This window comes from Deltaproteobacteria bacterium (assembly GCA_016183175.1).
Taxonomy (GTDB): domain Bacteria; phylum UBA10199; class UBA10199; order UBA10199; family SBBF01; genus JACPFC01.
The window spans coordinates 13848-39093 of the sequence record JACPFC010000032.1; the positions used below are offsets into that span (position 1 = coordinate 13848).

General features: G+C 51.7%; 28 protein-coding genes. 10 read left to right on the top strand and 18 right to left on the bottom strand.

Annotation, left to right across the window (positions count from 1 at the left end; genetic code table 11):
• Positions 1–188 precede the first annotated feature (188 nt).
• Genes HYU99_04050 through HYU99_04060 form a run of 3 tightly spaced genes read right to left on the bottom strand, consistent with a single transcriptional unit; the run spans position 189 to position 1794 of the window.
• Positions 189–965, bottom strand: coding sequence for a hypothetical protein (locus HYU99_04050; protein MBI2339529.1), 777 nt, complete (start codon positions 963–965; stop codon positions 189–191).
• The gene (locus tag HYU99_04055; GenBank protein ID MBI2339530.1) at positions 949–1518 is read right to left on the bottom strand and encodes a four helix bundle protein; all 570 of its coding nucleotides are present in this window, start codon (positions 1516–1518) and stop codon (positions 949–951) included. Before HYU99_04055 ends, HYU99_04050 begins: the two co-directional genes overlap by 17 nt.
• 12 nt (positions 1519–1530) lie before the next feature.
• Positions 1531–1794, bottom strand: coding sequence for a GIY-YIG nuclease family protein (locus HYU99_04060; protein ID MBI2339531.1), 264 nt, complete (start codon positions 1792–1794; stop codon positions 1531–1533).
• Between the two features lie 344 nt (positions 1795–2138).
• On the opposite strand from HYU99_04060, the gene HYU99_04065 reads away from it, so the two are divergent.
• Positions 2139–2819, top strand: a complete 681-nt coding sequence (locus HYU99_04065) for a hypothetical protein (protein ID MBI2339532.1) — start codon at positions 2139–2141, stop codon at positions 2817–2819.
• A gap of 4 nt (positions 2820–2823) precedes the next feature.
• Complete coding sequence (locus HYU99_04070) at positions 2824–3390, top strand: hypothetical protein (GenBank protein MBI2339533.1); 567 nt, start codon at positions 2824–2826, stop codon at positions 3388–3390.
• Positions 3391–3429: 39 nt separating this feature from the next.
• On the opposite strand, the gene HYU99_04075 is transcribed toward HYU99_04070, so the two are convergent.
• On the bottom strand, positions 3430–5385 hold the full coding sequence (locus HYU99_04075) for a hypothetical protein (GenBank protein ID MBI2339534.1): 1956 nt from the start codon (positions 5383–5385) through the stop codon (positions 3430–3432).
• 474 nt (positions 5386–5859) lie between these two features.
• Here HYU99_04075 and HYU99_04080 point away from each other — a divergent pair, with 474 nt between their 5' ends.
• The 8 genes from HYU99_04080 to HYU99_04115 all read left to right on the top strand — a co-directional run bounded on the left by HYU99_04080 (position 5860) and on the right by HYU99_04115 (position 10203).
• Complete coding sequence (locus tag HYU99_04080) at positions 5860–6153, top strand: BrnT family toxin (protein MBI2339535.1); 294 nt, start codon at positions 5860–5862, stop codon at positions 6151–6153.
• Entirely contained in the window at positions 6119–6397 is a 279-nt protein-coding gene (locus HYU99_04085; GenBank protein MBI2339536.1) for a BrnA antitoxin family protein, read from the top strand. Before HYU99_04080 ends, HYU99_04085 begins: the two co-directional genes overlap by 35 nt.
• A 172-nt stretch (positions 6398–6569) precedes the next feature.
• The gene (locus HYU99_04090; protein ID MBI2339537.1) at positions 6570–7514 is read left to right on the top strand and encodes a hypothetical protein; all 945 of its coding nucleotides are present in this window, start codon (positions 6570–6572) and stop codon (positions 7512–7514) included.
• Between the two features lie 13 nt (positions 7515–7527).
• Positions 7528–7950: a DUF1311 domain-containing protein gene (locus tag HYU99_04095; GenBank protein ID MBI2339538.1), complete on the top strand. Its 423-nt coding sequence runs from the start codon at positions 7528–7530 to the stop codon at positions 7948–7950.
• 222 nt (positions 7951–8172) lie between these two features.
• Positions 8173–8466, top strand: a complete 294-nt coding sequence (locus HYU99_04100) for a BrnT family toxin (protein MBI2339539.1) — start codon at positions 8173–8175, stop codon at positions 8464–8466.
• Positions 8432–8755 (top strand): BrnA antitoxin family protein, encoded by a 324-nt coding sequence (locus HYU99_04105; GenBank protein ID MBI2339540.1) that lies wholly within the window; start codon positions 8432–8434, stop codon positions 8753–8755. Before HYU99_04100 ends, HYU99_04105 begins: the two co-directional genes overlap by 35 nt.
• Positions 8756–8917: 162 nt before the next feature.
• Complete coding sequence (locus tag HYU99_04110) at positions 8918–9619, top strand: hypothetical protein (protein MBI2339541.1); 702 nt, start codon at positions 8918–8920, stop codon at positions 9617–9619.
• Positions 9619–10203: a hypothetical protein gene (locus tag HYU99_04115; protein MBI2339542.1), complete on the top strand. Its 585-nt coding sequence runs from the start codon at positions 9619–9621 to the stop codon at positions 10201–10203. The genes HYU99_04110 and HYU99_04115 overlap by 1 nt, the downstream gene beginning before the upstream one ends.
• A gap of 283 nt (positions 10204–10486) precedes the next feature.
• Here HYU99_04115 and HYU99_04120 read toward each other — a convergent pair whose 3' ends face one another.
• The 14 genes from HYU99_04120 to thpR all read right to left on the bottom strand — a co-directional run bounded on the left by HYU99_04120 (position 10487) and on the right by thpR (position 25238).
• Positions 10487–11008 (bottom strand): hypothetical protein, encoded by a 522-nt coding sequence (locus tag HYU99_04120; GenBank protein ID MBI2339543.1) that lies wholly within the window; start codon positions 11006–11008, stop codon positions 10487–10489.
• A gap of 264 nt (positions 11009–11272) precedes the next feature.
• Positions 11273–13075: a single-stranded-DNA-specific exonuclease RecJ gene (recJ, locus tag HYU99_04125; protein ID MBI2339544.1), complete on the bottom strand. Its 1803-nt coding sequence runs from the start codon at positions 13073–13075 to the stop codon at positions 11273–11275.
• A complete protein-coding gene (gene secF, locus HYU99_04130) occupies positions 13076–14026 on the bottom strand; it encodes a protein translocase subunit SecF (protein MBI2339545.1) in 951 nt (316 codons plus the stop codon).
• A 3-nt stretch (positions 14027–14029) separates the two neighbouring features.
• Positions 14030–15982: a protein translocase subunit SecD gene (gene secD / locus HYU99_04135; protein ID MBI2339546.1), complete on the bottom strand. Its 1953-nt coding sequence runs from the start codon at positions 15980–15982 to the stop codon at positions 14030–14032.
• Positions 15982–16251 carry a preprotein translocase subunit YajC gene (gene yajC / locus HYU99_04140; GenBank protein MBI2339547.1) on the bottom strand — a complete coding sequence of 90 codons (270 nt, stop codon included), beginning with the start codon at positions 16249–16251 and terminating at the stop codon, positions 15982–15984. Before yajC ends, secD begins: the two co-directional genes overlap by 1 nt.
• 78 nt (positions 16252–16329) lie before the next feature.
• Positions 16330–17601 carry a tRNA guanosine(34) transglycosylase Tgt gene (gene tgt / locus HYU99_04145; GenBank protein ID MBI2339548.1) on the bottom strand — a complete coding sequence of 424 codons (1272 nt, stop codon included), beginning with the start codon at positions 17599–17601 and terminating at the stop codon, positions 16330–16332.
• Positions 17602–17706: 105 nt separating this feature from the next.
• Complete coding sequence (locus HYU99_04150; protein ID MBI2339549.1) at positions 17707–19206, bottom strand: GMC family oxidoreductase; 1500 nt, start codon at positions 19204–19206, stop codon at positions 17707–17709.
• Between the two features lie 64 nt (positions 19207–19270).
• Positions 19271–19693 (bottom strand): hypothetical protein, encoded by a 423-nt coding sequence (locus HYU99_04155; GenBank protein MBI2339550.1) that lies wholly within the window; start codon positions 19691–19693, stop codon positions 19271–19273.
• Positions 19694–19993 carry a hypothetical protein gene (locus HYU99_04160; GenBank protein ID MBI2339551.1) on the bottom strand — a complete coding sequence of 100 codons (300 nt, stop codon included), beginning with the start codon at positions 19991–19993 and terminating at the stop codon, positions 19694–19696.
• Between the two features lie 48 nt (positions 19994–20041).
• On the bottom strand, positions 20042–22702 hold the full coding sequence (gene alaS / locus HYU99_04165; GenBank protein ID MBI2339552.1) for an alanine--tRNA ligase: 2661 nt from the start codon (positions 22700–22702) through the stop codon (positions 20042–20044).
• Positions 22703–22749: 47 nt separating this feature from the next.
• Entirely contained in the window at positions 22750–23136 is a 387-nt protein-coding gene (locus HYU99_04170) for a type II toxin-antitoxin system VapC family toxin (protein ID MBI2339553.1), read from the bottom strand.
• A complete protein-coding gene (locus HYU99_04175; GenBank protein ID MBI2339554.1) occupies positions 23137–23370 on the bottom strand; it encodes a type II toxin-antitoxin system prevent-host-death family antitoxin in 234 nt (77 codons plus the stop codon).
• A gap of 46 nt (positions 23371–23416) precedes the next feature.
• Positions 23417–24514, bottom strand: a complete 1098-nt coding sequence (gene recA / locus HYU99_04180) for a recombinase RecA (protein MBI2339555.1) — start codon at positions 24512–24514, stop codon at positions 23417–23419.
• 130 nt (positions 24515–24644) lie between these two features.
• A complete protein-coding gene (thpR, locus tag HYU99_04185) occupies positions 24645–25238 on the bottom strand; it encodes an RNA 2',3'-cyclic phosphodiesterase (GenBank protein MBI2339556.1) in 594 nt (197 codons plus the stop codon).
• Between the last annotated feature and the right edge of the window lie 8 nt (positions 25239–25246).

Here is a 25246-nt window from a genome sequence, read left to right on the forward strand (position 1 = left end):
AACAAGGTAGGCGAGAATTAAAAATAGAAGTCCAACGTAATAAAAGATTTTTTCCTTTTTGGACATGTTGCGAAATATCTGCCAAGACCACGCCGTGGGATTGTTGAGCCTTTTAAAACTGGAATAACCTGCATGGAAAGTCAGAACAAAGGCGACTATTATGAATATTAGATCCAGATATTTCATCGCTATTTTTTTCTGTACTTTTCTATCCTCTCCGAAAACCCTTCATAAAAACTGAAAGTGTTTTGTTCTTCCTTCATCTGCTCCACCGTCTTGGATTTTTCAGGCTTGGCCCCCCGGTATTTCGCGATCCGCTCGTCGAAACCTTCTTGAAGGTTAAAGCTGTTTTGCTCCTCTTTGACCTTGGGATCAACCTTTTTCAAAGGGACTGATAAATCCGCAATCATGGGCATCGCCAGACAAAAACTGACCTCTTTATCAAATGATCGTTTGAAGCCATCCTCTTGTTTGAACTTTGGGCCATAATTTACTATTCCCCCTCCAAATGGAAATGTCATTTCCACTGCGTCCTTATCTACAGTGTCACTTTCGATGCCCTGTCTCACCGTCGCACACACCCCAACCTGCGGGATGATGTGAAGCCGCGCGTTTCCTTCCGTATCGAGGCTGAAAGGCCCCACCAAAACAGTCCCCGTTATATTGAATTTTTTGCCGTTCTCCTCCGCATAGTAGGGTTCTACAATCTTGGTTTTAATGGTTGGCTGGTCGGTTGGCAAATTGTTTTTCTTGACCAGTTCCGGATTGGATTGAATGAGATCATGGAGTCGGCCGCTCACGTAATCGACATCCTGACCTGCCTTGTAGCCGTCCTTCAAAATCTCATTGGCCGTTATTAAAAACTCCGCCTCGGAGAGTTCCCCCGTTTCGGTGGGGGTGCAGATCGGCTCGAAATCGGAGCCCATCACGGTGTTAAAATAGCTTTTGTCATCGATTGGATTCATAAAAACCTCCTCTTGCATTTGTGCGGACACGGTAAAGTTTTTCGGTAAACCCTCCCTGTGTGACAAATTTTTCCTCCAGTTGCCGCAATAGCCGGCTCAAAAGATAAGTTGTCTGGTTGGTCACACAAATCATGGCATTGGCGGCAATTTCGGGCGAGTTTTCTTCGATAAAGATCCTGTAGGTCTTATAGGACCTGTCCGGAACCCAGGCGAGATTTCGAACTGTTCGAGCCACGGGGTTGTTTTTGTCCCACTGGGAAAAACCCTTCTGCCTTAGGAAATCTTCAAAATCGAGAAGCAGTTCCTCCAAACTCGCCCTTGCCACTCCCACAAGTTTGAGTTCGGTTTTTTTGGAAATGCCGGAAGCCATGCTTCCTTCCGCGATGTTTTGCTTTCCACTGCGGGCCGCTTGAACCATTTGATCGTGGGTGCGCGAGTTCCGACCCACGAACCGGTCGCAAAATTTAACGGTCGCATCATAGACAATTTCAGCCATTTGGTACGATTTTAAACCACGGTACCCACCGTGGGGGTCTATCAGCTCGCCGGACATGAAAAACCTCCTTTACCCTGTGAGATAATCTCGTAGCCTGTTCCGCAGATAGCGTTTACCCCACGTTGATTTTAAATATTTCTCCCGTCTTGTGGCGTCAGCTTGGCAAAGACATCCTTCCCAGTAGATTAACTGAAAGGGTTGCCGTCGCTTTGTCGATTCGACATAGCCGGACTGATGCATCGATAGCCGTTTCTGTAAATCTCTGGTGAATCCTGTGTAAAAATAACCATCTCGTTTTGATAACAGCACATAAATGTAAAAAAAATCGGCCATACTTCTATCTCACAGGGTGAAGCAATTCCCGTGCCATTTACGGCAAGGGTTGGGGTTTAGGGTGTAGGGTCTAGGGAAAACAAGAAGTTAGCTGTTTGGGGAGAGCTTGTTCGGGTGCCATGCGGGCAACCAATCGACCGATTTTCGGACGGTGTCTATCGGACGGTCGGACGGTTTTGGACATGCTGTGCAGTTTTGTCATTTTCAACTCACTGTAATCACTAAAAGTATTTTTTCGTCGTTGTGGCACGCGGTTTGCTCATAAAACGGGGCGGAGGTACCCTATGTCGAACGAAATCAATTCCCCCTTTTCCCCCGCGCCGGTCGATTTTACCGAACCAGTCATGTCGAAAGCCGTCCCGGAATTAAGTCAGGACGAATTTATTCAGCAAAGCACGCAGATTTTAAACGAAGGCGTCGAAAATCACTATTCGAAGGAATATGTCACTGACCAACTTTTTCATTTGGCTTACGAAAATAAAACAACCGCGGCGGGTCTCGGTTTTCCAGTTGATCCTCCAACCATCAAACAAAAGGTGGTAAAACCATGGTACGGAGACAGAAAGGCAACGGGGCCTGATCCCCAACCGGGGCCTGAAGAAGAATTTGAGATTATCATCCACGACGAGGGAGGAAGAAATGGTTCATTGTTCGGCGGCACTTTAACGGTAAGAAAAAATGACGGCGGTCCCGCTGTCACTGTTCCCGCCAGTAGTTGGCCCGACAAAAAAGAATTGAATCCCGGCATTAAAGAGGGTACTTATCCATCAGTCTATAAAATTAACGGTCATAAAAACGCCACCGTGCCGGGTGTCCAATTAAACAATAATGAGACTGTACCGACAATCGGGCCCAACCCCGTGCAGAATAATAAGGAGTTTGCCGATAAGATCCATATCCACAAAGGTGGGAGTATAAGTCGCGGTTCAAAGGGCTGTCAGGTCATTCGGGCTGGTTCCGAATTGGAAGTCTGGAACAAATTGTCGCACGGGGCTACTGGACAGGTGACCGTGGAAAGGGAATGAGAAAATGAAACGACCAGCCTTATTGGTAACCGGCATTCTGCTTTTGGCCGGTTATCACGCTTCTTTTGCAGACACAAAGGAAGGAAAAAACGGGGGTATCGTTTATGGCGAAAACCATTCTTTTATGGTACGAGCACCGGCAGGATGGTTTTTGGATAATTCTTCAAGGCCCGAGGGTCTGGTTGCGGTTGTCTACCCTGTCGGGTCTTCATGGGATAAAAGCCCGGCACGTATGTATACCAACGTGGTCCACAAATCCAACAAAGAAAATGCCACGCTCGAAAAAACAATTAATTCGGATATTGAAGATTTTCGCAAGAAAGCGCCAGAAATTTCCATTACCGAGGGTGGGTTGGTGAACACATATGACGGGAAGTCTGCCCGAATACGCAACTTTCTGAAGGATGATTATGGAAATTACGAATCCGTGGCCTATATTGATGAAGAAAAAGTCATTGTCCTCATCGTTTTATCAGCTCGTAGCGAGGCGGAATGGAAAAAGGCTTTCCCCTCATTCCGCAATTTTGTTGGATCATATCGTTATCTGACAAATGAGGTAAATCTTCAGTAAGCTCTAACCGGTCTTTTTTCTTGGATGGTTTTTTAGCCCTTAATTCAACGTCGCCGCGCTTAAGTCCACAACGATACTTCCCTTTAAGGATTGATCGCTCACGACAAGATATTCTTTTTCGCTAGTGGGGTTCTGGTGATAGGCCAACTGGTTGGGGGTCATGGTCAAATCCTTGCCGTTTAAATAATCCGAAAGGTTGATGGTTTGCGTGGCGATGCTGGCATAGGAGCGAACCGTTGTCCCATCCATAACGGTAATGACCGAAACGGTCTTGTCGGTTTGGTTCAAGACGTATGCTTTGGTTTTGTCTTCGTTCAAGACAATGCTGGTAGGGTTGGAGCCGACGGCAATACCGTTGGTAGAGGTAAGTAATTCAGACGTAACAGACTGGGAACTGGATGAACGGTATCTTGCCTTAATCTGCCAAACCATATTGTTCGCGCTATCCAATAAAAGAGCATAGGTGTATGTGGAGGAAGTTGTCTGTTCAGAATAAATAACCATGTCTTTAAACTCTGGAGTATTAGAGACATCAGTGCTGATAGCGGTACTGCCGCCAAATCGAGTGCTACTACTCCTTTTAACGGCACGGAGCCTTTTGTTGCCGCTTTGGTCTTCAAAAAGTGCGAGGGCATACGAACTGCCGGCATCGAAAACATGGGTGTTGGCTACCTGTACACCGGTCATATCTGAATCAGTATTTTGGAAAAACGGGATTGATTCGCTTGATGATGGGGGATCAGTGGTTAGAGCATAGTAAATAAATTCTTCATCGAGCGTTTCCAAAATTTCAGTTTGAGGCTTCCTCACAAACCTCAACTTTCCATCATTTGACTTTTTCACCACGTTGTACGCTTCCGTATTTTCCACTGTTGCCGTGCCGCTATCCCTCAAAAAATCAGATCCAAACCAGTAGGCGGAATCGAAGGTGTCGAACGGAAGGCCGTCGGTGGAGTTCAGTTTGGACAGGTAGCTTGTCTCTCCAAAGGCAATTCCCGTGGCCCCGCTTGCGGTATCGGCCTCGTAATAGTCCGCATAGTTCCCTACCACCATAAAAGTGCCGCTATTTTCAATAACAGGTATAATTCGATCGTCTCCCAACGACCAGATAACGTTGGCGTCAGTGAGATTGAGATCCGATACCGATTGTTCCGATGGTCCTCCGGTCACATCCTTCGGCTCCTGCCTAAACCAAAGAAAATTCGTGTTGGGGACTTCGCTGATGGCACTGCTCAAATTCGTTCCATCAGTCAGATAAACATAAAATGTCGTGCTGTTGGTGGCGTCGTCGTAATAGGCCTCGAAACTTCCATCGGTGGCGGCCGAAACGCAAACAACCCCCGACTGTTCGCAGACGTTCGTGGAGGTATCGGTAATCTCCGCCGTCGATACGGCGACTTGATAGGTGTCAAAGTATCCGTCCAGATCGGCGTCTGTCATTTCAGCGGTTGTGCCGTCATCGTAGGTGATGGTGGAGCTGACCGCTCCCGCGTAGCCGATAATCGGCACGTGGGTTTGAAGCTCCGAGGCGGCCCAGGCGGAGCGGATTAATTTGCTTAAGTGCCAGAGTGCCCAAGTGCCTGGGTGCCTGGGTGAAGACGCGGCGGTTGATGTTTCCGTCCCCACCGCCTCGGCGGCGGCGATGATTTTGTCGGTGTCGATCGTCAGACTTGGGAGTGCAATCGGGACGCCGCCGGGCATGGCATCGGCCGAGCCGGCATCACTGCCGGAACCGCTATCGGTGCTTGTCGCACCCCCTTCGTCGGATGTCGTCGAACCCGAGGTCTCGCCGGTTAAACCGGAACTGCCGGTGCCGCCAATGCCGGTGCATGCCGTTACGAAAAGGAGGAAAAAGAGAAATACAGTGCCTGCGTGCCTGCGTACCCGCGTGCCTGCGTTTGAGAAGAAAGGACTGGTGACCCCCGCCACACTTCCGGCGGGCAGGCGTGACCAGTGACCGGTGACTCGTGACTTGGAAGAACCAAAAGTAAACATACTGACCCACCCTTGGTAAGAGATAAAAGCAAGATTCAGGCCAAAAAGGGGGGAGTTAATAACAATTTTATAACTAATTGATATTACTAGGTAACTTTGTACACACCCCAAGTTTTTGTCCAATTCCAGGGGCTATAATGGTGTCTATAAATTGGCGATTTTATCATTTTGAAACGAGCACTTAATCAAAATGAGAAAGTAGCTTAAGTTACTTCATTGTCCTTCCCACCTCCGCTCCCACCTCGCTTGAACCAGTGGCGCTCGGCGGGAACCCTTAATCAAAATGAGAAAGTAGCTTAAGTTACTTCATTGTCTTTCCCAGCTCCGCTCCCACCTCGCTTGAACCAGTGGCTCCGCCCCACCGAAGGTGTGGCGGACGGCGGGAACCCTTTTTCAAAATGAGAAAAAGGGGGGAAATATAAGCCCTTGCAAAATAATATGGCGATAGCCATACTAATATGGTAGACGAGCCGGATGGAATTTGAATGGGATGCCGACAAAGAGCTGGGAAACATCAAAAAACACGGGGTTACATTTCAAGAGGCGGTGGAATGTTTTTTTGATGAACACGCTATTCAGTTGGAAGATCCAAAGCATTCGAGGGGGGAAGCGCGTCATTATTTGGTTGGCCGAACAAAATCAGGCCGGGTGCTGACAACGCGGTTTACTTATCGAGGCGCCGCGATTCGGATTATCGGGTCGGGTGAATGGCGAAAAGGGAGGAAACTTTATCATGAAAGAGCCAAACTGGAAAAATCTCAAGATTAACCGGCAGGCAACTCAACAACTGCGCCATCGGATGGCCAAAGCCGGCAAGACAAAAATCACCATAAATGTCGATGCCGATGTTTTGGCATCGGCGCGTCAGCTGGCGGCAAAGCAGGGAAGCCCCTATCAAACCTATCTCAACTGGCTTTTGCGCCAGGTCCTTTCGGAAAAAGAAACGGAAGGATCGCGGCTCGACCGCCTGGAGAAAGAACTGGTCCAAATCAAAAAGAAACTCGCCGCCTGAAAAACCGGCATTTTTAAACCGTCCGATTTTCGGTCGGTGCCCATCGGATGATCGGACGGTTTTGGATGGTTGGTTCGGTTTTGTCCTTTTCAACTCACTGTAATCACTAAAAATACTTTTTCATCGTTGTGGCATGGGGTTTGCTCATGAAACGGGGTTAAGGAGGCCTCTTATGACAAACCCCGTTTCAACCCTTTCCACCCGACAATTGCTTGAGCAATTCGGGCCCATTGACCTCTCACCTCTGCCCGACACGATTGAATCCGAATTCACGCCGGAAAAATTTTCTCGCACCCTCTTCGAGGGCCTTCTCAAAGGGGACAGCCTTGATGAGATTACCGATAAGGTTTTTGGGCAACTGCCCGAACAGCTTGAGACCGAGGAAAACCGGTCGGTGATTCGTGAACTCGTCACTCGCAGTATTCGGAATGTTTTGCCGGCAATCGAGTTGAAAGCAACCGGAGAAGTCGACAACCATATCTTGGGTGCCCTCTCCAAAAAGTATGAAACTGGCGGAAGGGGGCCGGGCACGGTTTCTTCAGGGAAAGGCGATCATGGTGGCGTTTCCTATGGCAGTTATCAGTTCGCAACCAATCAGAAAACACCGCAGGAATTCTTGGGGGCAGAGGGGCGTCCTTGGGCGGGTGAATTCGCAGGGTTGGCGCCCGGCACGCCGGAATTCTCCAAAAAATGGAAGGAGATTGCCGAAAGAGAACCCGGGGCTTTTCAGCAGGCACAACACGTATTTATCCAGCACAAATATTATGATACCAGTGTACAAAAGATTTATGGTAAAACCGGCATCGATATTCGAGGCCGCTCCTCGGCGCTTAAGGATGTGGTTTGGTCAACAGCGGTTCAACATGGCCCGTATGAAAAAGGAGGCGCAGGCGTCGTGATGTGTGCGATCGATTCCTTAAAAGGTAAAATAGAACCTTCTTCGCCGTATTATGACGGTGAACTGATCAAAGCGATCTACGCGGAGCGGGGTCGGAAGAATGCCGCCGGCACGCCTGTCCATTTCGAGCACAGCGCGACCAACATTCAAAATGGAATCAGCAAACGCTTTGATCAGGAACTCAAAGAGGCGTTAATGTTGCTGATCAATCTGGAATAAGGGGGAAATCGGTATGAAACGATGGCTCACCGCGATTGGAATTTGTTTATTAATCGGCAGTTGGGCAAATGCCAAGGAACCGTATTCGCCGGAATACAGCAAGTGCTTAGAACATGCGGACGGCAACGATTTCAATAGTCGTGACTGCAATTCTTCGGAGTTTGAAATCCAGGACGGTTTACTGAATCAGAAATATCAAAAATTATTGAAAGCTGTCGAAGAAGGTGGATATGGCGACGAACAAACAGATACCCGACTAAAAAAGGATATTCGGGCCGCCCAACGCTTATGGGTTCAATTTCGCGACAAGAACTGTGAAGTCCATTATCTGGCCGCTGGCGGTGGTACCTATTCGGCAGTTGCAGGAACCTATTGCATGCTCGAAATGACCGTTCAACGCGCCAAAGAATTGAAAGATTTATTGCCTTCGGAGTGATCCGCAACCCAATCGCAATCATTATCCGTGCCGGCACCGCGGGCATCCCCAACCGTCTCCATATTGTCCTTTCCAGCTCCGCTCCCACCTCGCTTGAACCAGTGGCGGGAGGCCCGGAACCCTTAATCAAAATGAGAAAAAGGGGTAGTCATGAGACGGAGCGAACAAAAACGATAAAAGAAAAGATTGACGTAACTTCAAATTGTGGCTACAATTTTAGTTGTGGCGACTTATGAATGGGATGAGGCCAAACGGCTGGGCAATGCGGCAAAACATGGGGTCGATTTTTTGGATGCCGATCTGGTTTTTGAATCGCCATTTAAGGTTTCAGTCGATGTAACCAGAGATTCTGAAAAGGAAAAGCGGTATGCCGATTTTGCGGAGGTAAAGGGGGTTGTTTTGAAACTGGTTTACACCCTCCGGGGGGACAAAATTCGATGCATCTCGTTAAGGGTGGCAAGCAGGTCGGAAAGGAGGTCTTATGAAAAAGCCAAAAATTGCCAGGTACTCAAGTGACACACTCAAAAAACTGCGCCGGTTTGGAAAAAGCGGCACAAACTGGTCAAGGGTCCGTTCCCTGCAGGAAGGGGAGGAAAATATCGACTTTTCCGATTCTCCGGAAATTCCCCCCGATGTTTTTGCCAACTCAATCATCGGCAGGGAGTTGAGCGCGACGAGACCGCGCAAGTTCCAACTCACCCTGCGGATTGATGAAGATGTCTTGAAATGGTTTAAATCCAAGGGGCACGGTTATCAAACGCGCATCAACTCCCTGCTCCGCGCCTACAAAGAGGCCCATCGTTGAACAATAGACCATCCGATTTTCGGACGGCGCCCATCGGACGATCGGACGGTTTTGGATAGGTGGTTCGGTTTTGTCCTTTTCAACTCACTGTAATCACTAAAAGTATTTTTTCATCGTTGTGGCATGGGGTTTGCTTATGAAATGGGGCGGAGGGTTACTTTTATGGATCCCATCAAAGAAAACGATCTGACACTATCCACGCCGGTTTCGCCGGCCAATCCCCAGCTTAAGGAACTGGACGCCCTTTCTTTTACGGACGAGGTCAACAACCTGTTGAAAATGGCGAAAAGGGATTTCTGGACCGAGGAGCATTTGATCGGCCAAGTTTTGTCGCTCACCGATCAAAATCCAAACCTGGTCAAAACGATGGATTTTCCCCGCACGGCGGAGGACATCAAAAATCAGCTTGTGATTCCCGCCAAGACAAAGCAGAATATCGAACATCTGGAATTTACCGTCAGCGAAAACAAGGTGGTTTATTATAACGACAAAGGGGAAGCGGTGGAAAGCTGGATCGCGGCAACGGGGAATTTGAGCGGCAAAGTCACAAATGGTAACAAAGGGCCGTTGCCTCCGGGAGAATATTCGTTTCGGGGAAAACCGCGGCCTAAAAACGAGGAGAATGTTCCAAAGAACTATAAATCTTTTACCGATCAGGAAGGGAATGGTTGGTCCCAATGGTTGAATCCGGCATTTGAAACAGAACGAGGGGGAGATGTGCCTTTATCACTCCATCCAGATGGTGGTAATGATGGAACAGCCGGCTGTGTCGGGCTGGAAACGCCAAATACGCAACCCTTCAGGGAAATGCTTGCGGAACGTTTGGAGGAAAATCCCGATTTGGTTTTGATTGTAAAACCCTGATGAAAAAACTTTCTCTTTTCGCGCCAATTTTTTCCGCTCTTATCTGTATCCAGCTCTTTCTTACCCAACCGGTCGTTTATGCAGAGACAGCCAATCCTCGTGTTGAGACAAAAACAATGAGTCGAATGGAAATCATTAAGATTCTGCAGAACGTCGAAAAACAAAAGGGTGATTCCTGGTTTGATTATTGGGATGTTGTTTTTGCCACTTTAACTCAAATGCATCCCTTGCTTGCTCAAGGGATGGACAAAGAATTATGCACTGAATTTTTTAAATTTCTTGCCCACTTTACCTCCTATGGTCTTGATGGCGAGCCCGCTGAAGTTATTCCCTCTGATTTTGTGGAAATATTTTGGGCCAATCCCGAACTAATCGGAGAGACGTTCAAACAATATTCCGATAAACCGTTACAAGTGCCTTATGACTCTCCTGTGAGCGCCAAAACGGAAAAACAGTTTCTCTATCAGGTCCTGGAAGCGGGTTGGGAAGATTTTCTAAATGATAAAAACAAAAACGATCCGAAAGTTGTAGAACTCACCAAAAAACTCAAAGCCCTTAATCCAGGCCCCACATCCAAGCCGTAGCTGTCAGGGGGTTATCCGGAAGCCCCTGTCCCTTCACAATTTTCATCCGTTGATCCATCGCAATCGTTATCCGCGCTATCGCCGCGGGCATCCGCCGAAAGGCAACCAAAGAATATTTGGAGGGAAAGGAGGGGCGGTTCACGCACGTCGCTTAAACTCGACATTTTTTTTCGGGCGGCGCTCGGCGGGGGAATGCCCATGAAAAAACAAAAGCCCGCCGGTTCCAGCGTTGCCGCTTTCCCCGACGGGCCTTTTTAGAGGGAGGTAGATTTGAAACTCTTTATTACGCCGCCTTCTGCGTGATCACCTTCAGCTTTCTTTCCAGCGTGACCACCTTTTTGGACAGATCGTCCACTTCCTTCTGCGACGGAATGCTCAACACATGAAGCACCTGGTCGCGCGTGGTGACAACCCTCTCCTTGGCCGTTTCGACCAGATTGCTGCTCTGAAGCTTGTCCACAATCTGTTCGAAATTGATACGAACCTCCTTTAAGAGGGGATTGGCCACCTGAATGTCGAACTTTTTAAGCTTGGCCACCACTTCGTCGGCCAGATGGCGGATTTCCCTTTGAAGCTCATCCTTTTTGGCCGCCGCCCGTGAATAAATATCGGAGGAACTGATTTTTTCCACAATTTCGTCAAAATTTCTCTTCAGGAGCCGGCTGGACTTTTCGCCCCGTTTCATGAATTTGGAAACGGCCTTTTCCACCTCCCCCTCGAGCCTGCCGATCACGCCGTTAATCCGGATCAGCCTCTCCTTGAAAAACTGCGCCTGATGGATTTTTTTCGATTTGAAAGCCGGCATAACTCCTCCTTATCTTAATTTAAGCCCAACCAAATCACTTTTTTGCCCCTACAACTTCCGCTCCCAAGCCGCTTTATCCGCCACTGGCTTTGCTACTTGGGAACCCTCCTTAAAAAAAATTAATTGGCTTCACAATTGTCCGCTTTAACTCGCGTGAGATAACACGATGCGTCATTGGCTGTCAAGAAAAAAATTAACGCGACGCGCAATTTTTATTATATTTGTAAAAACTATTTAAATTCAACTAGATATAATGGCATCCCTTCAGCCATGGGAGGCATGGAAGGTTTCTTGAACTGTTTGAGGATGGATGTCCTTCACATTGAGCACAAGAGACGAAACGCCGTTGAATTCGTTTAACTCGCAGGCAAAGGCGAGATCGACGGCGTTTTGCAAAAGATGAGAGAGGTCGGCCATCCCGAAGGCGATGGCATTCAGATTCGGCCCCGCCACTGGTGGGGGCCCTGCCGGTTGCCCGTTCCCACCGGCGGTACCGGCCCTGCCGGCGGTGAATTTGAGGTGCCTCTCGCCGACAATGCGCGGAAAGCGGGGGGTCACGGCACGGAGACAAAAAAGAGGGGCCGGATTTCCCACGCCGAACGGCTTCAATTTTTCCACTTCTGTAAGCAAGCGGCTGTCGATCTCTTCGAGCCTCAACTCGGCATCCAGCGTCAAAAACGGCCTGAAATCTTCCGGGTCGGCGCGCTCCCTGACGGCGGAATCGAAGGCGCGTTTAAAATTTTCCAGCCGTTCGGGCAAGAGGGTCAGCCCCGCCGCCGCCTTGTGCCCGCCGCATTTGATCAGATGTTCCCGGCAGGCCCTTAAGGTCTCAATGAGGTTCAACCCGCCAAAGGAGCGGGCCGAACCTTTCAGCCGGGGGATATCGGCGCCGAAGGAATCGCGCCCGAGCATGACCACCGGCCGGGAATATTTTTCCGCCAGCCGGGAGGCCACAATGCCGATCACCCCCGGATGCCACTCTTCCTGAAAAAGGACATGCCCCATCCTTTGCTGTGTCTCTTTGTCGGCCTCGAGAAGGGCAATCGCCTCCCGCAAAATCTGTTTTTCAACCCCTTGGCGCTCGGCGTTGGCGCTGTTTAATTCCTGCGCGAGGCGTCTTGCCTCGCCTGAATTTTCGGAAGTCAAAAGCCCGACCCCTTTTGAGGCATCGTACAGTCTGCCGCAGGCGTTGAGGCGGGGCCCCAGCCGGAATCCCAGATCGGCGGTCGACAACGTTTTTCCGCACCCAGCGGCCTCTTTCAGGGCGACAATGCCGGGGCGCGTGGAACGATTCAACTCTTCGAGGCCGATTTTGACGAAAATGCGATTCGCCCCGGTGAGCGGAACCACATCGGCCACCGTGGCCAGCGCCACCAGATCGAGAAACTGTTTCATGTTCGGCTCGGACAGCGAAGCGCCGAAAAAACCCTCTTCCCGCAAACGCATTCTCAAGGCCAGCGCCAGGTTGAACGCCACGGCCGTTCCGCAGATTTCCTTTGCGGGATAAGGGCAGTCCGGCCGATGGGGATTGATGACGGCATAAGCCCTTGGAAGCTCATCCGGACATTCGTGATGGTCGGTGACAATCACGTCGATCCCCAAATCGCGCGCCGCTTCCGCCTCCTGATTGGCGGTAATGCCGTTGTCCACGGTGATCACGACATCGATCCCCTCGCCTTTGAGTTTTTTGAGCGCCCCGGTGTTGAGGGAATATCCCTCCTTCATCCGGTGAGGGACATAAAATGAAACGGGATTCCCCAACGACTTGAAAAACAGAAGCAGGAGCGACGTCCCGCAGGTTCCATCCACGTCGTAGTCGCCGTAGACGACGATTTTTTCCTTTTGTCGAATGGCGCGAATCAGACGATCCACCGCCTCATTCATCCCTTTCAGAAGAAAGGGGTTCGGCAGATCCTTGAGCGAGCCGGTCAGATAACGGCGGGTCGAATCCGGATCGGCGTAACCGCGATTGATCAGCAGACGGGCCAGAAGGGGGGAGATGTCAAGATGTTCCTCAAGATTTTTTTGTTCGGCGGGAAGAACCGGTTTGATGCGCCATTCTTTCATCTACCTTTTGCCGATTCCACGGACGAGCCCCCGGTGCGGGAAAAGGCGGTTGAATGCGAGATAAACAGGCGATGCAATGAATATCGTCGAGTAACTTCCGACAATGGCGCCCACAACCATGAAAAAGGCAAAATCGTGGATCACGCCGCCGCCGAAAAGAAAAAGGACAACCATCGCAAAAAGGACGGTCAGCGAGGTGATGACGGTCCGGCTCAAGGTCTCGTTGACCGACCGGTTCACCAGATCGGAAAGCGGCACCGAGGCGGGGAGTTTTTTCAGATTTTCGCGGATCCGGTCGAAAATAATGACCGTGTCGTTGACCGAATAACCGATTAAAGTCAGCACCGCCGCCAGAATGGGGAGATTGAATTCCTTGCCGAAAAAAACAAAAAAACCGAGGCTGATGATCACGTCATGGAGAAGCGCCACAATGGCCCCCGGCGAAAACAAAAAATCAAACCGCCAGCCGATATAGACAAGCATGAGGAGCCAGGTAAGCCCCATGGCGAAAAATCCCCGCTTGCGCAGGTCGGCCCCCACCTTCGCCCCAACCATCTCCTCCGACAAAAGCGTAAAGCCGTCGGGGCCAAGCGTCTGGTTAAGCCTTGCCATGATCTCTTTCACAATCTCCCGCCCCTCCTGCTGTTTGATCTTGATGAGGAAGCTGTTTTCGGTTTCCACCCCGAAGCGGACGACCTGCACATCGCCGACGTTCAATCCTTCGATAAGCCCGCGGATCCTGCCGTCGCCCGTCGGCTCCTTGAATTTGTAGACGAGTTTGATCCCCCCCCTGAAATCGACCCCCAGGTTCAAGCCCCGCTCAATCATGAAAGTGACGCTTAAAATGCCCAGGACAATAGAGATCGATATAAAATGCCACTTCCATTTCATGAACGGAAATCCGGTGTTTTCCGCAGGCGCCGCCGCTAGGTTGTTGTTGTTGGGTGCCATAAGTTATATGATGATTCGATTCACCCTTCTTTTGTAAATGAAATAATCATAAACCACCCGCGTCACCACCACCGCCGTCGTCAGCGTGGTGAGAATGCCGATCATAAGGGTGGTGGCAAAACCCTTGATCGGGCCGCTACCGAACTGGTAGAGGACAATTCCGGCGATCAGGGTGGTCAGATTGCCGTCGATGATGGCCGACATGGCGTGCTCATAGCCCGATTCGACAATCGACTTGGCCGTTTTTCCCAGCCGTTTTTCCTCGCGCATCCGCTCGAAGATAATCACGTTGGCATCCACCGCCATCCCCATGGTGAGCACAATGCCCGCAATGCCGGGGAGGGTGAGCGAGGCCTGAAACAACGCCAGGATGGCGAAGATAAAAAGGACGTTTAAGATCAACGCCATGTTGGCCAAAAGACCGCCGAGTTTGTAATAGCCCAGCATGAAAAGAAAAATGACGGCACAGGCAAAAAGCATGGAATTAATCCCGCTACGGATGGAATCGGCCCCCAGCGACGGTCCGATCAGCGTCTTTGTCGCGATGGTGAGCGAGGCGGGGAGCGCCCCTTCGCGCAACAGAAGGGCCAGGTCCTCCGCCTCGTTCAAGAGCGACTGATAGCTCCCATAGCCGAGCGTGATCTGCGCCTGCCCCCCCAGAATGGCCTCTTTGATCACCGGCGCGCTCGATACGACGCCGTCCAGCACAATGGCCATCCTTTTGCCCACGTTGGACTTGGTGATGTCGCCGAAGTTTTTGGCGCCGATTTTGTTGAACGAAAGATTGACGTGCGGCTCATTCTGGCTTACCCCCACCTGCGCCGTCCGCAACATGTCGCCTGTCACGTCCGCCCGCTTTTTCACCAGATAGGGAGTGCCGTTGACCACCTCCTTGGTGATGGGGTCGCGGGTCAACTCGAAAAGGATCTCGTCGTCTTCGGGAATTTTTCCCTTCAGCCCCTCGTTGATCTTGTCGACAATCTCCTTTGAATAGCCTTCCGGAATTTTGTTTTTCTCCCGCGCCTCGTTGATATGGTCGCTTACCGCCTGGGATTCCACGGAGTCATCCACCAGGCGGAATTCCAGAAGGCCGGTCTTGCGGATGACATCGATCACCCGGTCGGGGTTTTTCACCCCCGGAATCTCCACGATGATCCGGTCTTCCCCCTGAAGCTGGATGCCCGCCTCGGCCACCCCGTAACGGTCAATCCGGTTTCGCACCGCCTCCACCGCCTGCTTCAGCGTCATTTCGTGCAGATGCTGGACATATTCCGGCGTCATCTGCAAAACGGTGTAATCGGAAGAGGGGAGAGGCGTCAGTTGCGTCCCGAGGGGGCTCGCCCCAAGGGGGCTTGCCTTGATTTTTTGTAGAACTGGTTCGTGGGTTCCGGGCTGACCGAGGATAATGCGCAGGACATTATCGGCCCCTCCCCGCTCCACGTCGGCGAAAGGGATGTTTTGTTCCTTGAGCAAGGCGGCGACCTTTTGCAAAAGATCGGCCAGATCGCCCCCTCCCGCGATTTGAAAATTGATTTCGGTGGGGGCCAGAACCGGATCGAGGACGTCGCCGAAATTTTCCCGCAGTTGGTCAAGAAAGAGGCTCCGTTTGTCGGCAGGGAGAAAAACGCGCACCCGGCTGGTTTTGGCCACACGCGCAAGCGCAAGGCCCGGAAAATCTTTTTGGGGGAGAATCCGCTCGATTTCGGTGATGAGGACATCCACGCGGTTTTTGACCGCCTCGTTTAAATCGACCTCCATCTCCAGGTAGAGCCCGCCTCTAAGGTCGAGCCCCAGATTTATCCCCTTTTTTGGAAAGTACCGGGCGAGGCCGGCAGGGGCCGCGTATTCCGAATCGGCGACTGACTTGAGATTAAAAAGGGTGGGAACAAGGATGTAGAGAGAGACCGCGACGGCCGCCAGAATGCCGATGACCTTCCACTTATAGTATTCAGTCATTATTTTTTTGCCATCTGGGTTTCCGGCACGCCGCGCACCGTGTTCACCTGCGACCGGTCGAGCTTGATGGTCACGTTATTGGCGATTTGGAGCATGACAAACGACTCCGCCAGATCGCTGATTTTTCCGTAGATGCCGCCGTTGGTGACGACCTCATCCCCCCGTTTTAATTCGTTGATCATCTTTTGCTTCTGTTTTTGTTGCTTCTGCTGGGGGCGGAAGATCAGAAAATAAAAAATGACAAAAATAAGGATGAGCGGCAGAAACATTCCAAAGAGTCCCCCTCCCGGCGCCTGTCCGGGGGCTGGTTGCTGTTCTTGAGCATGGACGGTTGAGATAAAATTCATTTAGTCACCTCGAATTTTGTTGAAAAAATTGTTTTTGAATTCCGGGAAGCGATCGTTTTCAATCGCAAGCCGCACCTCCCCTAACAGATTCAAAAAATAATGTAAATTGTGAATTGTGTTGAGCGCCGGCGACATTACCTCGCGGGAGAGGTAGAGGTGACGCAGATAGGCGCGCGAGTAATGGCAACAGGTGTAGCAACTGCAGGCCTCGTCGATGGGACGGCCATCTTCTGCATATTGATTCTGCTTGATTTGAATTGTCCCGCTGGGGACAAATAATTGACCGTTCCTCGCGTTGCGTGTGGGGATGACGCAGTCGAACATATCGATGCCGTGGTCGATGCAGGCGATGATATCCGTAGGCCACCCGACCCCCATGAGATAGCGGGAATAGTCGGATGGAATGAGAGACGCACAATAAGCCGCCATTTCGTACATCTGTTCGATCGGCTCGCCGACGGAGAGGCCGCCGATGGCGTAACCGGAGAATCGTGGATCGTGAATCCCTCCAAACTGCAGGCGGGCAGGCGTGGATCGTGAATCGTTAATTTGCATCAATCGTTCGAGACACTCCCTCCTCAATTCCCGATATATCCCTCCCTGAATTATGGCAAACAACGCCCTACCTTCACTCTTTGTTTTTTGCTTTTCACTATCCACCATCCACGATCCACGATCCACTGCCTTCAACGACCTTTCTTCCCATCGCAACGACCTCTCCATCGACGCCCGGGTCTCTTCAATCGTCGCCGGATAAGGGGTGCAATCATCAAAAACCATCATGATGTCGGAGCCGAGCGCCTCCTGAATTTCAATGGAAAGCTCCGGCGTCATGAAATGGGGGCTTCCATCGACATGCGATTGAAAGTGCACCCCCTCTTCGGTGATCTTCGCCAGTTTGGTTTTTCTTAATTCTTCCAGCTCGGTGTGCCTTCCCCCCTGCTGGCGCTGGTCCGGTTCGCGGCCGAGGCTGAAGACCTGATACCCGCCGCTGTCGGTCAAAATGGGGCCGGGCCAGTTCATGAACCGGTGAAGTCCTCCCAGTTTTTCGACCAATTTGTGGCCTGGGCGCAGGTATAAATGATACGCATTGGCCAGAATAATCTCCGCCCCCATCCCCGCCACCTCTTCGGGCTTCATCGCCTTGATGCTCCCCGCTGTTCCTACCGGCATGAAAACGGGGGTATGGATCAGGCCGTGAGGCGTGGTGATTTCACCGAGACGAGCCTTGGTGTTTTTGCCCTGTTTGGTGATTTTGAAAGAAAAAGACATAAGATCGGGGGCTTTGCCGCTGGCGCCCCCGCACCCCCTGTTCGCTCGGACTGGCAAAGCCAGATCCTCGCTCACATGGAAAGGGGAACTAACCCGGAAGAAAAATCAGCGCAACAGACTTTCGATGTTCTCGCGGGCAAACTCGGCGGAGCGGTCGGCCAGGGCCATGATGGTGAGATAGGGATTCACTTCGACGCACTGCGGATAGACGCTGGCATCCATCACAAAGAGCCACGGATGGCCATGCACCTGGCCGTACGAATTGACCACCGAATGGGCGACATCCTGCCCCATCCCGCATCCCCCTTGCGGATGCGCGGAGGTGAGCGTCACTTTGTTGAGGATCATGTTCTTTTCCGAGACATATTCCTTCAGTTTGTGCCGCTCGTCCCGATGAACAATCAGCTTGTCGGAGGCGGGAATCACCACCTGCTCGCAACCCGCCTCAAAAAAGATTTCGGCGGAGGCAATCTGCGCCAGGGTCAGGCTCCGGATCATGTCGGCGTCGATGCGATAGTGGACGGCGAATTTTTCCCCTCCAACGGCAATCCGGTTGTGGGCATGGGTCTCGTCATGGTGCAGAATGAGGATGGCCATCAGCCTGCGATAACTCGCCATAATCTCCTTTTCCTCCTCCCCCCAGGCCCCGATGTTCTTGGCCGCCACAAAGGGGTAGTAAAAACAGGTTTCGAGCAGGAATCGGTCCCTTTTTGAAAACTCGTCGCAATAGTAGGCCTTGGGGAATCCGCGAACGCCGTCGATTTCCTCGGGGTGAATTCCGTAGACAATCATCGCGGGGTGAAAGGTGAGCCGGCGGCCCAAAACAGGGCTTGGGGCGGCAAGCCCCGATTTTAAAAGGAGGGCGGGCGATCGCACCGCCCCGGCGCAGACATAAATGACGCGCGCCTTGATGTGATAGTCCCCCTGCGGGTGATGATTGGGATGCGTCCCCTTCGGGGCGGAAGAAATCCGCGCCCATAACTCCCGCTCGCCGACTTTCGTCACATGGCAGTTGGGGACAAGCTCCACCCCGAGGCTCACCGCCTTGGGAATTTGCACCTCCATCGTCCCCTGTTTTCCCCCGCTGGCGCAACCGAGGTTGCAGTAGCCGTACGGCTTGCAGGCCTTGGAGGTGTTGATCTTGAGCGGTCCTCCGGACCAGCCGAGACCATCCATCCCTTTTTTGAAGTATCGGTTGTTCGCATTGATATATTCGTCGGTCAATTCGTGGACGGAGAGTTCTTCCTCAATCCGTTGATAGCGGGGATTCAAGTCGGCAAGAGCGAGGTCGGGAATATTCCATTTGTCCAAGACATGCTGGGGGATGCGGAAGGTGGTGCCGGTAAAAAAGGTGGTGGAGCCCCCCACGCACCGCCCCTGCGCGATGGTCATGGCGCCGTCTTTTGTCTGCGTGCCGCCGCGGTCCCAGTAGAGGCGGGTCATGTTTTCTTCGGTCTGGTCGAAATATTCCCGCGTGGCATAGGGGCCGGACTCAAGGAGCAGGATGCGAAGCCCCTTTTTGGCGAGCGGCGCCAATTCCTTGGCGACAACCCCTCCCCCCGCGCCGGAGCCGACAACCGCAATGTCGCATTCGAGTTCCATCATATACTGCAGGGACCAGGGCTTAGGGATTAGGGTCTAGGGTTCTTTTTATCCTAAACCCTATGCCCTAAACCCTACTCCCTGTTACTAATGGCCCTTCATAGCGAATCGCTGTCCATGATTCCGGCTGGGTATAGTAACCCCAGTAGACAAAAACCTTGATCCCCCAGAATCCCAGACGGACCTTTGAGATCCGAAAATGTTCCATTTTTTTCAGATAGTCGATTTTTTGCTCCCGTGCGAGAGCGGTGAAGGACTTTCGAAAATAAAAAACGGCAAAATACTGGAGAAAAACAAAAAAGAGTTTCAGGAGAAGCTGTTTGGCTTTTTCCTGCTCAAGGATCAGGAGCTCGGCCCGCCGCGCTGTTTCCATGGTGTTGGCGGGGAGATCGGCTTTGTCGCGGACGGGGAGAATCTGCTCGGCAAACGCGAGGAAAACCTTGAGGAAAAAAGGGGAAAAAAATTGAAGGGGAGCGCCCATAAAAATCATTCAATGAGCCAAACGTCTTTCGAGTTCGTGCACGGCAAGTTCAAGCGTGGCAATTCGGGCTTCGTAACGGTCGTATTTTTCGTGAGATGTTTTGATATGTCTGATGTCTTTTCGCAGTTGATCGATTCCTTGATGGAGGACATCGATGCTTTTATGCATCTTGTCCATATCTTTCCTGATGTTGGTGCAAACAGTTAAAAGGGCCGTAAAACGATTTTCGATTTTACGGTTCGCATCATCAAACCGGTCGTTCATCTTTTTAAACCAGCCCTCAAACTGTTTAATGTGCTTTTCTTCCATAGTGGAGGTTGACATCTAACCTGAACAATTCAATCAAGTCAAAATAAATCACAGTAACGATTCCAGCTTCTTGAACGCCTCCGGCAATTTTTCCGGCAAATTCCCTCCAGCTTGCGCCATGTCCGGCCGTCCGCCCCCTTTGCCGCCGACAATGGCGGCGATGTCGCGGATAAGGTCGCCCGCCTTGTACTTGCCGGTCAAGTCTTTGCTAACGGTAACAATAAGGGAAACTTTGCCTCCGGCTTTGGAGCCAATGAGAACAATCCCGCTCCCCAGCCTGTTTTTTACCTGATCGGAAAAATCGCGAAGCGTTTTCAGGTCGTCGATATCCGTTTCAAATGCGAGGATGTTGACTCCCTTGACCTCCTTTACCCGGCTCATGAAGTCGGCGCCGCCGCCGGAGGCCACGCCACTGGTGGCCACGCCACTGGTGGCCATCTTTGTTTTGAGGCGCGAGAGTTCTTTTTCGAGCCCTTTTACCTGCTCCGCCAACTTTTGTACCCGTTGCGGCAGTTCGGCCGGCGTCGTTTTCAAAAGTTCCGCCAGGTGATCGACATTTTTTTCCAATTTTTGGAATTCGCGAAAGGCATCCATCCCGGTCACCGCTTCAATTCTTCGGATGCCGGAGGCAACCGACGACTCCCCGGTGATCTTGAAGACACCGATTTCGCCGGAATGATTCAAGTGGGTCCCACCGCAAAACTCCATGCTGTATGGGCCAACGGTCACAACGCGGACACGGTCGCCGTATTTGTCGCCAAAAAAGGCGAGCGCCCCTTTCTTTTGCGCCTCCTTGAAACTCATCTCTTCCTTCGTCACGGGATGATTCGCCTGAATCACCTCGTTCACCCGGCGCTCGATTTCCTCGATTTGCGTCGGCGTCAGCGGCTCAAAATGGCTGAAGTCAAAACGGAGACGGTGCGGTTCGACAAGCGACCCGGCCTGTTTGACATGGTCACCGAGAATTTCGCGCAGGGCGGCATGGAGAATGTGCGTGGCGGTATGATTGAGCATCGTGGGGCGTCGGTAGCCGGTAGCCACTTCCAAATGGACCCGGTCTCCCACCTTCAACGTTCCGGCGGTAATCTTTCCCCGGTGGCTGATAATTCCCTCAACCGGCTTTTGGGTATCTTCCACCTCGACCGTGCAGGTATCGGAATGGATCACACCGCGATCCCCCACCTGCCCTCCCCCTTCGCCGTAGAACGGGGAGGCCTCGGTAAAAACCTCAACACTTGATCCCTCGGAGCCCTTTTCAACCCGTTTTCCTTCAACCATCAGGGCAGTCACCCTCGAGACGGTCGACAAATTTTCATAGCCGAGAAACCGGGTCTTTTTCCCTTCTTGGACCAACTGATGATAAACTTCGCCGACCGCCGACTCGCCGGACCCTTTCCACGCCGCCCGCGCCCGCCCCTTCTGTTTTTCCATTTCTCGGTCGAAGATTTCGCGATCCACCGTCAGATGATTTTCGCGGGCGATCAGTTCGGTCAAGTCGATGGGAAAACCGAAGGTGTCGGTGAGTCTGAAGGCCGCCTCGCCGGAGAAGATTTTTCCTTTTTGGGCCTTGATCGTCCTGATTTCCGTATCCATCATTTCAAGGCCGCGCTCCAGTGTTTCGAGGAAACGCTCCTCCTCGTTTTGGATAACCTTGGTGATGAAACTTTGATTTTTCGCCAGCTCGGGATAGGCAGAACCCATTTCTTTCACCAGCACCGGGACAATCTCGAAAAGAATCGGCCGATTCACCCCCAAAAGCCTGCTGTGCCGGATTGCCCGGCGCATGATCCGCCGAAGCACATAGCCGCGCCCCTCGTTTGAGGGCTGGACCCCGTCGGAGATCAAAAAGGCCATGGCGCGGATATGGTCGGCCAGCACCCGCAGGGAAATGTCATAGGACCTATTGGTCCCGTAGGACTTGTTGGTTCTCTTTCCTATTTCCGCAATCAGCGGCAAAAAAAGATCGGAATCGTAGTTTGATTTCTTCTTTTGAAGCACCGTCGCAAGCCTCTCCAACCCCATGCCTGTATCGATGGAGGGTTTGGGTAAAGGAGTCATCGCCCCCTTTTCGTCGCGGTTGAACTGCATGAAGACAAGATTCCATATTTCCATGAAATCATCATCGTTGGTCGCGGGGTTCCCCTTCGCCGCCTTTCCCTCGTGGAGCCACTTGAGGTCGATTAAAATTTCGGAACAGGGGCCGCACGGGCCGGTGTCGCCCATCGCCCAGAAATTGTCTTTTTCTCCCAGTCGGATAATCCGCTCTTTTTTCACGCCGATCTGCTTGTGCCAGATTGCGTAAGCCTCGTCGTCGTCTTTGAAAACAGAAGCCCAGAGGGGTTCAACGGGAATTTTGACCACCCCGGTTAAAAACTCCCAGGCAAACGCGATTGCCTCTTTCTTGAAATAGTCACCGAAAGAAAAATTTCCCAGCATCTCGAAAAAGGTGTGATGTCGCGGCGTCACGCCGACATTTTCCAGATCGTTGTGCTTTCCGGATACGCGTAGGCATTTTTGCGACGAAGTTGCCCGCCGGTAATTGCGCGTTTCGCGCCCGGTAAAGACATCCTTGAACTGCACCATCCCGGCATTGGTGAAAAAGAGGGTGGGATCGTTGAAGGGAATGAGGGACGAGCTGGCCACACGGGCGTGCCCCTTCCCTTCAAAGTATTTGAGGAACTTTTCGCGGATTCCGTTGCCGGAAAGCATAAGGATCTTTTTTACACAGGAAAGACCGGCCGAGGCAAATCTTTAATTCACCACGCCCATTTGACATCGGGATATTTTTGAATCAGCGGGTCGGGGGTGAGGATAGTCAGGCGATGCTCGATGGCCGTGGCAATAAGGATTCGGTCAAAGGGATCGGCATGAATCAGGGGAAGCTCCGTGGAAATGGCCGCAATTTCTCCTTTGAGAGCTATTTCTTGAAGATCATGCAATTGAAGGGCCTCTTTAAACCAGCGGGAAGGGGGAAGCGACAATTGAAGCTTGCCCTTTTGGACCTTGATGCCGATCTCGAAAGCGCTGATTGCCGAAACAAATATTTCCTGTTCTCGAGGCGCCAATATAGCCCTTGCCTGTTCCGAAAGGCCTCGCGGATCCATGGTCATCCAAAGGAAGCTACAGGTATCCAGCAAAAACATTTATCGGAATTCCTCGGGCCATTCGTCTTCGGTCAAAGGCTCGGTGGGATCATAGAGAATTTTACCCTGAAGCTGGGGGTGGGTTTGGAGTCGATTTCCCCGTTTCTTGAAGGGAATCATCTCCACCACCGGCTTGCCGTTTCGACAGATGCGCACAAGCTCCCCCTTCTCTTCTACTTTGGCAATCAGGGAAGAAAGATTGGTTTTCGCTTCGTGGATATTCACCGTAATCATGGACTAAACTTAGCTAAGTCTAGTCCACTTTGCAAGCCTTTTTTTATCAGGCCTTTGCGACCTTTTTCTCCTTGGCGGGAGCGGCGATCGGGGCTACCTCGGCCCCGACAGGGGGCCCCTTCGGGGCCACCGGCGCGAGTCCCACCTTTTGCAAAAGGGCCTTTTCGATCTTTTTGGCGATGTCTCTGTTGTCTTTCAGGAATTTAATGGCGTTGTCGCGCCCCTGTCCGATCCGCTCCTCGCCATAGGTGAACCAGGAACCGCTTTTTTCCACAATCCCCTGCTCGGAGGCAAGATCGATCAAATCGCCGTCGCGCGAAATTCCCTGATCGTACATCATGTCGAACTCCACCTGTTTGAACGGCGGAGCGACCTTGTTCTTTACCACTTTCACGCGGACACGGTTGCCCAGTACCTGCTCCCCCACTTTGATCCCGCCGATCCGGCGGATGTCGAGCCGGATCGAGGAATAAAATTTCAGCGCATTCCCGCCGGTGGTCGTTTCGGGGTTGCCGAACATCACGCCGATTTTCATCCGGATCTGGTTGATAAAAACAAGAAGCGTCTTGGAGCGCGCCACCGTGGCGGTCAGTTTGCGAAGGGCCTGACTCATCAGCCGCGCCTGCGCCCCCATCTGGGCATCCCCCATCTCTCCCTCGATTTCCGATTTGGGGACCAGCGCCGCCACCGAGTCGACCACAATTACATCCACGGCATTGGAGCGGACCAGCGTTTCGGCAATCTCGAGCGCCTGCTCGCCGTTATCGGGCTGGGAGATCAGGAGATCCTCCGTTTTGACGCCGAGTTTCCGGGCATAGGTGACATCCAACGCATGTTCGGCGTCGATAAAGGCGCATATCCCCCCTTTTTTCTGGGCTTCAGCCACCACATGAAGGGTCAGTGTGGTTTTGCCGGACGACTCCGGCCCGAAAACCTCGACAATTCGCCCCCGCGGAATTCCGCCAACCCCCAAGGCAATATCCAGGGCAAGCGACCCGGTTGAAATGACGTCGAGCTGGGCGTTTTTCAAAATCTCCGCCTCCCCCAGCCGCATGATCGCCCCTTTGCCGAACTGTTTTTCGATGGTCGATACCGCCAGTGAAATGGCCTTGTTTTTGTCTGTATTAATTTGAACCGCTTCCATGGAACCTCCCTTTTTAATGTCAAATGTCAAAGCCTAAAGTTCAAATGAATGTCAAATTTCAAAAAAACAAATTCGACATTGTTGTTTTGTCTTTTCCTTTGACATTTGAACTTTGACATTTGGAATTTTACTATCGCCTTTCTCCAAGATGAAACTCCCGAATGACGCTATAAACAGCCCCCCCTTTTGTCAACTCGCTTTTGTAAAAAACAATGCGATCGGCGATAAATTCACCGAAGGAGACAAGCCCGACCTCATGCCACTTCTTCAAAAACCCGCTTGACGGTTTTTCTTTGATGCGGGCGATGGTCACATGCGGCGCAAAAGGCCTTTTCTCCTTCGGAAAACCGAACCGCTCAAAAAAACCCTCCACCGATTGAGCGAATGTCTTAAGCGGATCAACATCGCCTGCCAGGCCGGCTCGGCCCGAAAGCCCCACCCACAGAATACGGGGAGTTCCGCGAGGAGGAAACTGCCCCACCGCATCCGCCACCAACCTTATCGGTCGAAAGGGGGTGCAAAGTTGCGTGAATTCCAAAAAAAATTCTTTTTCAAATCTTTCTTCCTCCACATTCCCCAAAAATTTGAGGGTTAAGTGAATTCCTTCCGGCTTCACCCACCGGATGGAGGAATCATGCCTCCGAAAAGGTTCAATCCAATCCTGAACAGATTTTTTGATAGTGTCTGGAATGGGGATGGCGACGAAGGAGCGGACCGAGTTCATCGGTCATA

Excerpts from the sequence above, each read along its gene's own strand:
- HYU99_04120 (MBI2339543.1), bottom strand. The coding sequence starts at position 11,008 with ATGCCGGCTTTCAAATCGAAAAAAATCCATCAGGCGCAGTTTTTCAAG.
- HYU99_04065 (MBI2339532.1), top strand. The coding sequence starts at position 2,139 with ATGTCGAAAGCCGTCCCGGAATTAAGTCAGGACGAATTTATTCAGCAA.
- recJ (MBI2339544.1), bottom strand. The coding sequence starts at position 13,075 with ATGAAAGAATGGCGCATCAAACCGGTTCTTCCCGCCGAACAAAAAAAT.
- yajC (MBI2339547.1), bottom strand. The coding sequence starts at position 16,251 with ATGTTTCTGCCGCTCATCCTTATTTTTGTCATTTTTTATTTTCTGATC.
- HYU99_04055 (MBI2339530.1), bottom strand. The coding sequence starts at position 1,518 with ATGTCCGGCGAGCTGATAGACCCCCACGGTGGGTACCGTGGTTTAAAA.
- HYU99_04160 (MBI2339551.1), bottom strand. The coding sequence starts at position 19,993 with ATGGAAGAAAAGCACATTAAACAGTTTGAGGGCTGGTTTAAAAAGATG.
- tgt (MBI2339548.1), bottom strand. The coding sequence starts at position 17,601 with ATGTCTTTTTCTTTCAAAATCACCAAACAGGGCAAAAACACCAAGGCT.
- HYU99_04150 (MBI2339549.1), bottom strand. The coding sequence starts at position 19,206 with ATGATGGAACTCGAATGCGACATTGCGGTTGTCGGCTCCGGCGCGGGG.
- HYU99_04175 (MBI2339554.1), bottom strand. The coding sequence starts at position 23,370 with ATGATTACGGTGAATATCCACGAAGCGAAAACCAATCTTTCTTCCCTG.
- HYU99_04110 (MBI2339541.1), top strand. The coding sequence starts at position 8,918 with ATGGATCCCATCAAAGAAAACGATCTGACACTATCCACGCCGGTTTCG.
- recA (MBI2339555.1), bottom strand. The coding sequence starts at position 24,514 with ATGGAAGCGGTTCAAATTAATACAGACAAAAACAAGGCCATTTCACTG.
- HYU99_04085 (MBI2339536.1), top strand. The coding sequence starts at position 6,119 with ATGAAAGAGCCAAACTGGAAAAATCTCAAGATTAACCGGCAGGCAACT.
- secD (MBI2339546.1), bottom strand. The coding sequence starts at position 15,982 with ATGACTGAATACTATAAGTGGAAGGTCATCGGCATTCTGGCGGCCGTC.
- HYU99_04170 (MBI2339553.1), bottom strand. The coding sequence starts at position 23,136 with ATGTTTTTGCTGGATACCTGTAGCTTCCTTTGGATGACCATGGATCCG.
- alaS (MBI2339552.1), bottom strand. The coding sequence starts at position 22,702 with ATGCTTTCCGGCAACGGAATCCGCGAAAAGTTCCTCAAATACTTTGAA.
- HYU99_04105 (MBI2339540.1), top strand. The coding sequence starts at position 8,432 with ATGAAAAAGCCAAAAATTGCCAGGTACTCAAGTGACACACTCAAAAAA.
- thpR (MBI2339556.1), bottom strand. The coding sequence starts at position 25,238 with ATGAACTCGGTCCGCTCCTTCGTCGCCATCCCCATTCCAGACACTATC.
- HYU99_04080 (MBI2339535.1), top strand. The coding sequence starts at position 5,860 with ATGGAATTTGAATGGGATGCCGACAAAGAGCTGGGAAACATCAAAAAA.
- secF (MBI2339545.1), bottom strand. The coding sequence starts at position 14,026 with ATGGCACCCAACAACAACAACCTAGCGGCGGCGCCTGCGGAAAACACC.
- HYU99_04050 (MBI2339529.1), bottom strand. The coding sequence starts at position 965 with ATGAATCCAATCGATGACAAAAGCTATTTTAACACCGTGATGGGCTCC.
- HYU99_04070 (MBI2339533.1), top strand. The coding sequence starts at position 2,824 with ATGAAACGACCAGCCTTATTGGTAACCGGCATTCTGCTTTTGGCCGGT.
- HYU99_04060 (MBI2339531.1), bottom strand. The coding sequence starts at position 1,794 with ATGGCCGATTTTTTTTACATTTATGTGCTGTTATCAAAACGAGATGGT.
- HYU99_04155 (MBI2339550.1), bottom strand. The coding sequence starts at position 19,693 with ATGATTTTTATGGGCGCTCCCCTTCAATTTTTTTCCCCTTTTTTCCTC.
- HYU99_04095 (MBI2339538.1), top strand. The coding sequence starts at position 7,528 with ATGAAACGATGGCTCACCGCGATTGGAATTTGTTTATTAATCGGCAGT.
- HYU99_04075 (MBI2339534.1), bottom strand. The coding sequence starts at position 5,385 with ATGTTTACTTTTGGTTCTTCCAAGTCACGAGTCACCGGTCACTGGTCA.
- HYU99_04090 (MBI2339537.1), top strand. The coding sequence starts at position 6,570 with ATGACAAACCCCGTTTCAACCCTTTCCACCCGACAATTGCTTGAGCAA.
- HYU99_04115 (MBI2339542.1), top strand. The coding sequence starts at position 9,619 with ATGAAAAAACTTTCTCTTTTCGCGCCAATTTTTTCCGCTCTTATCTGT.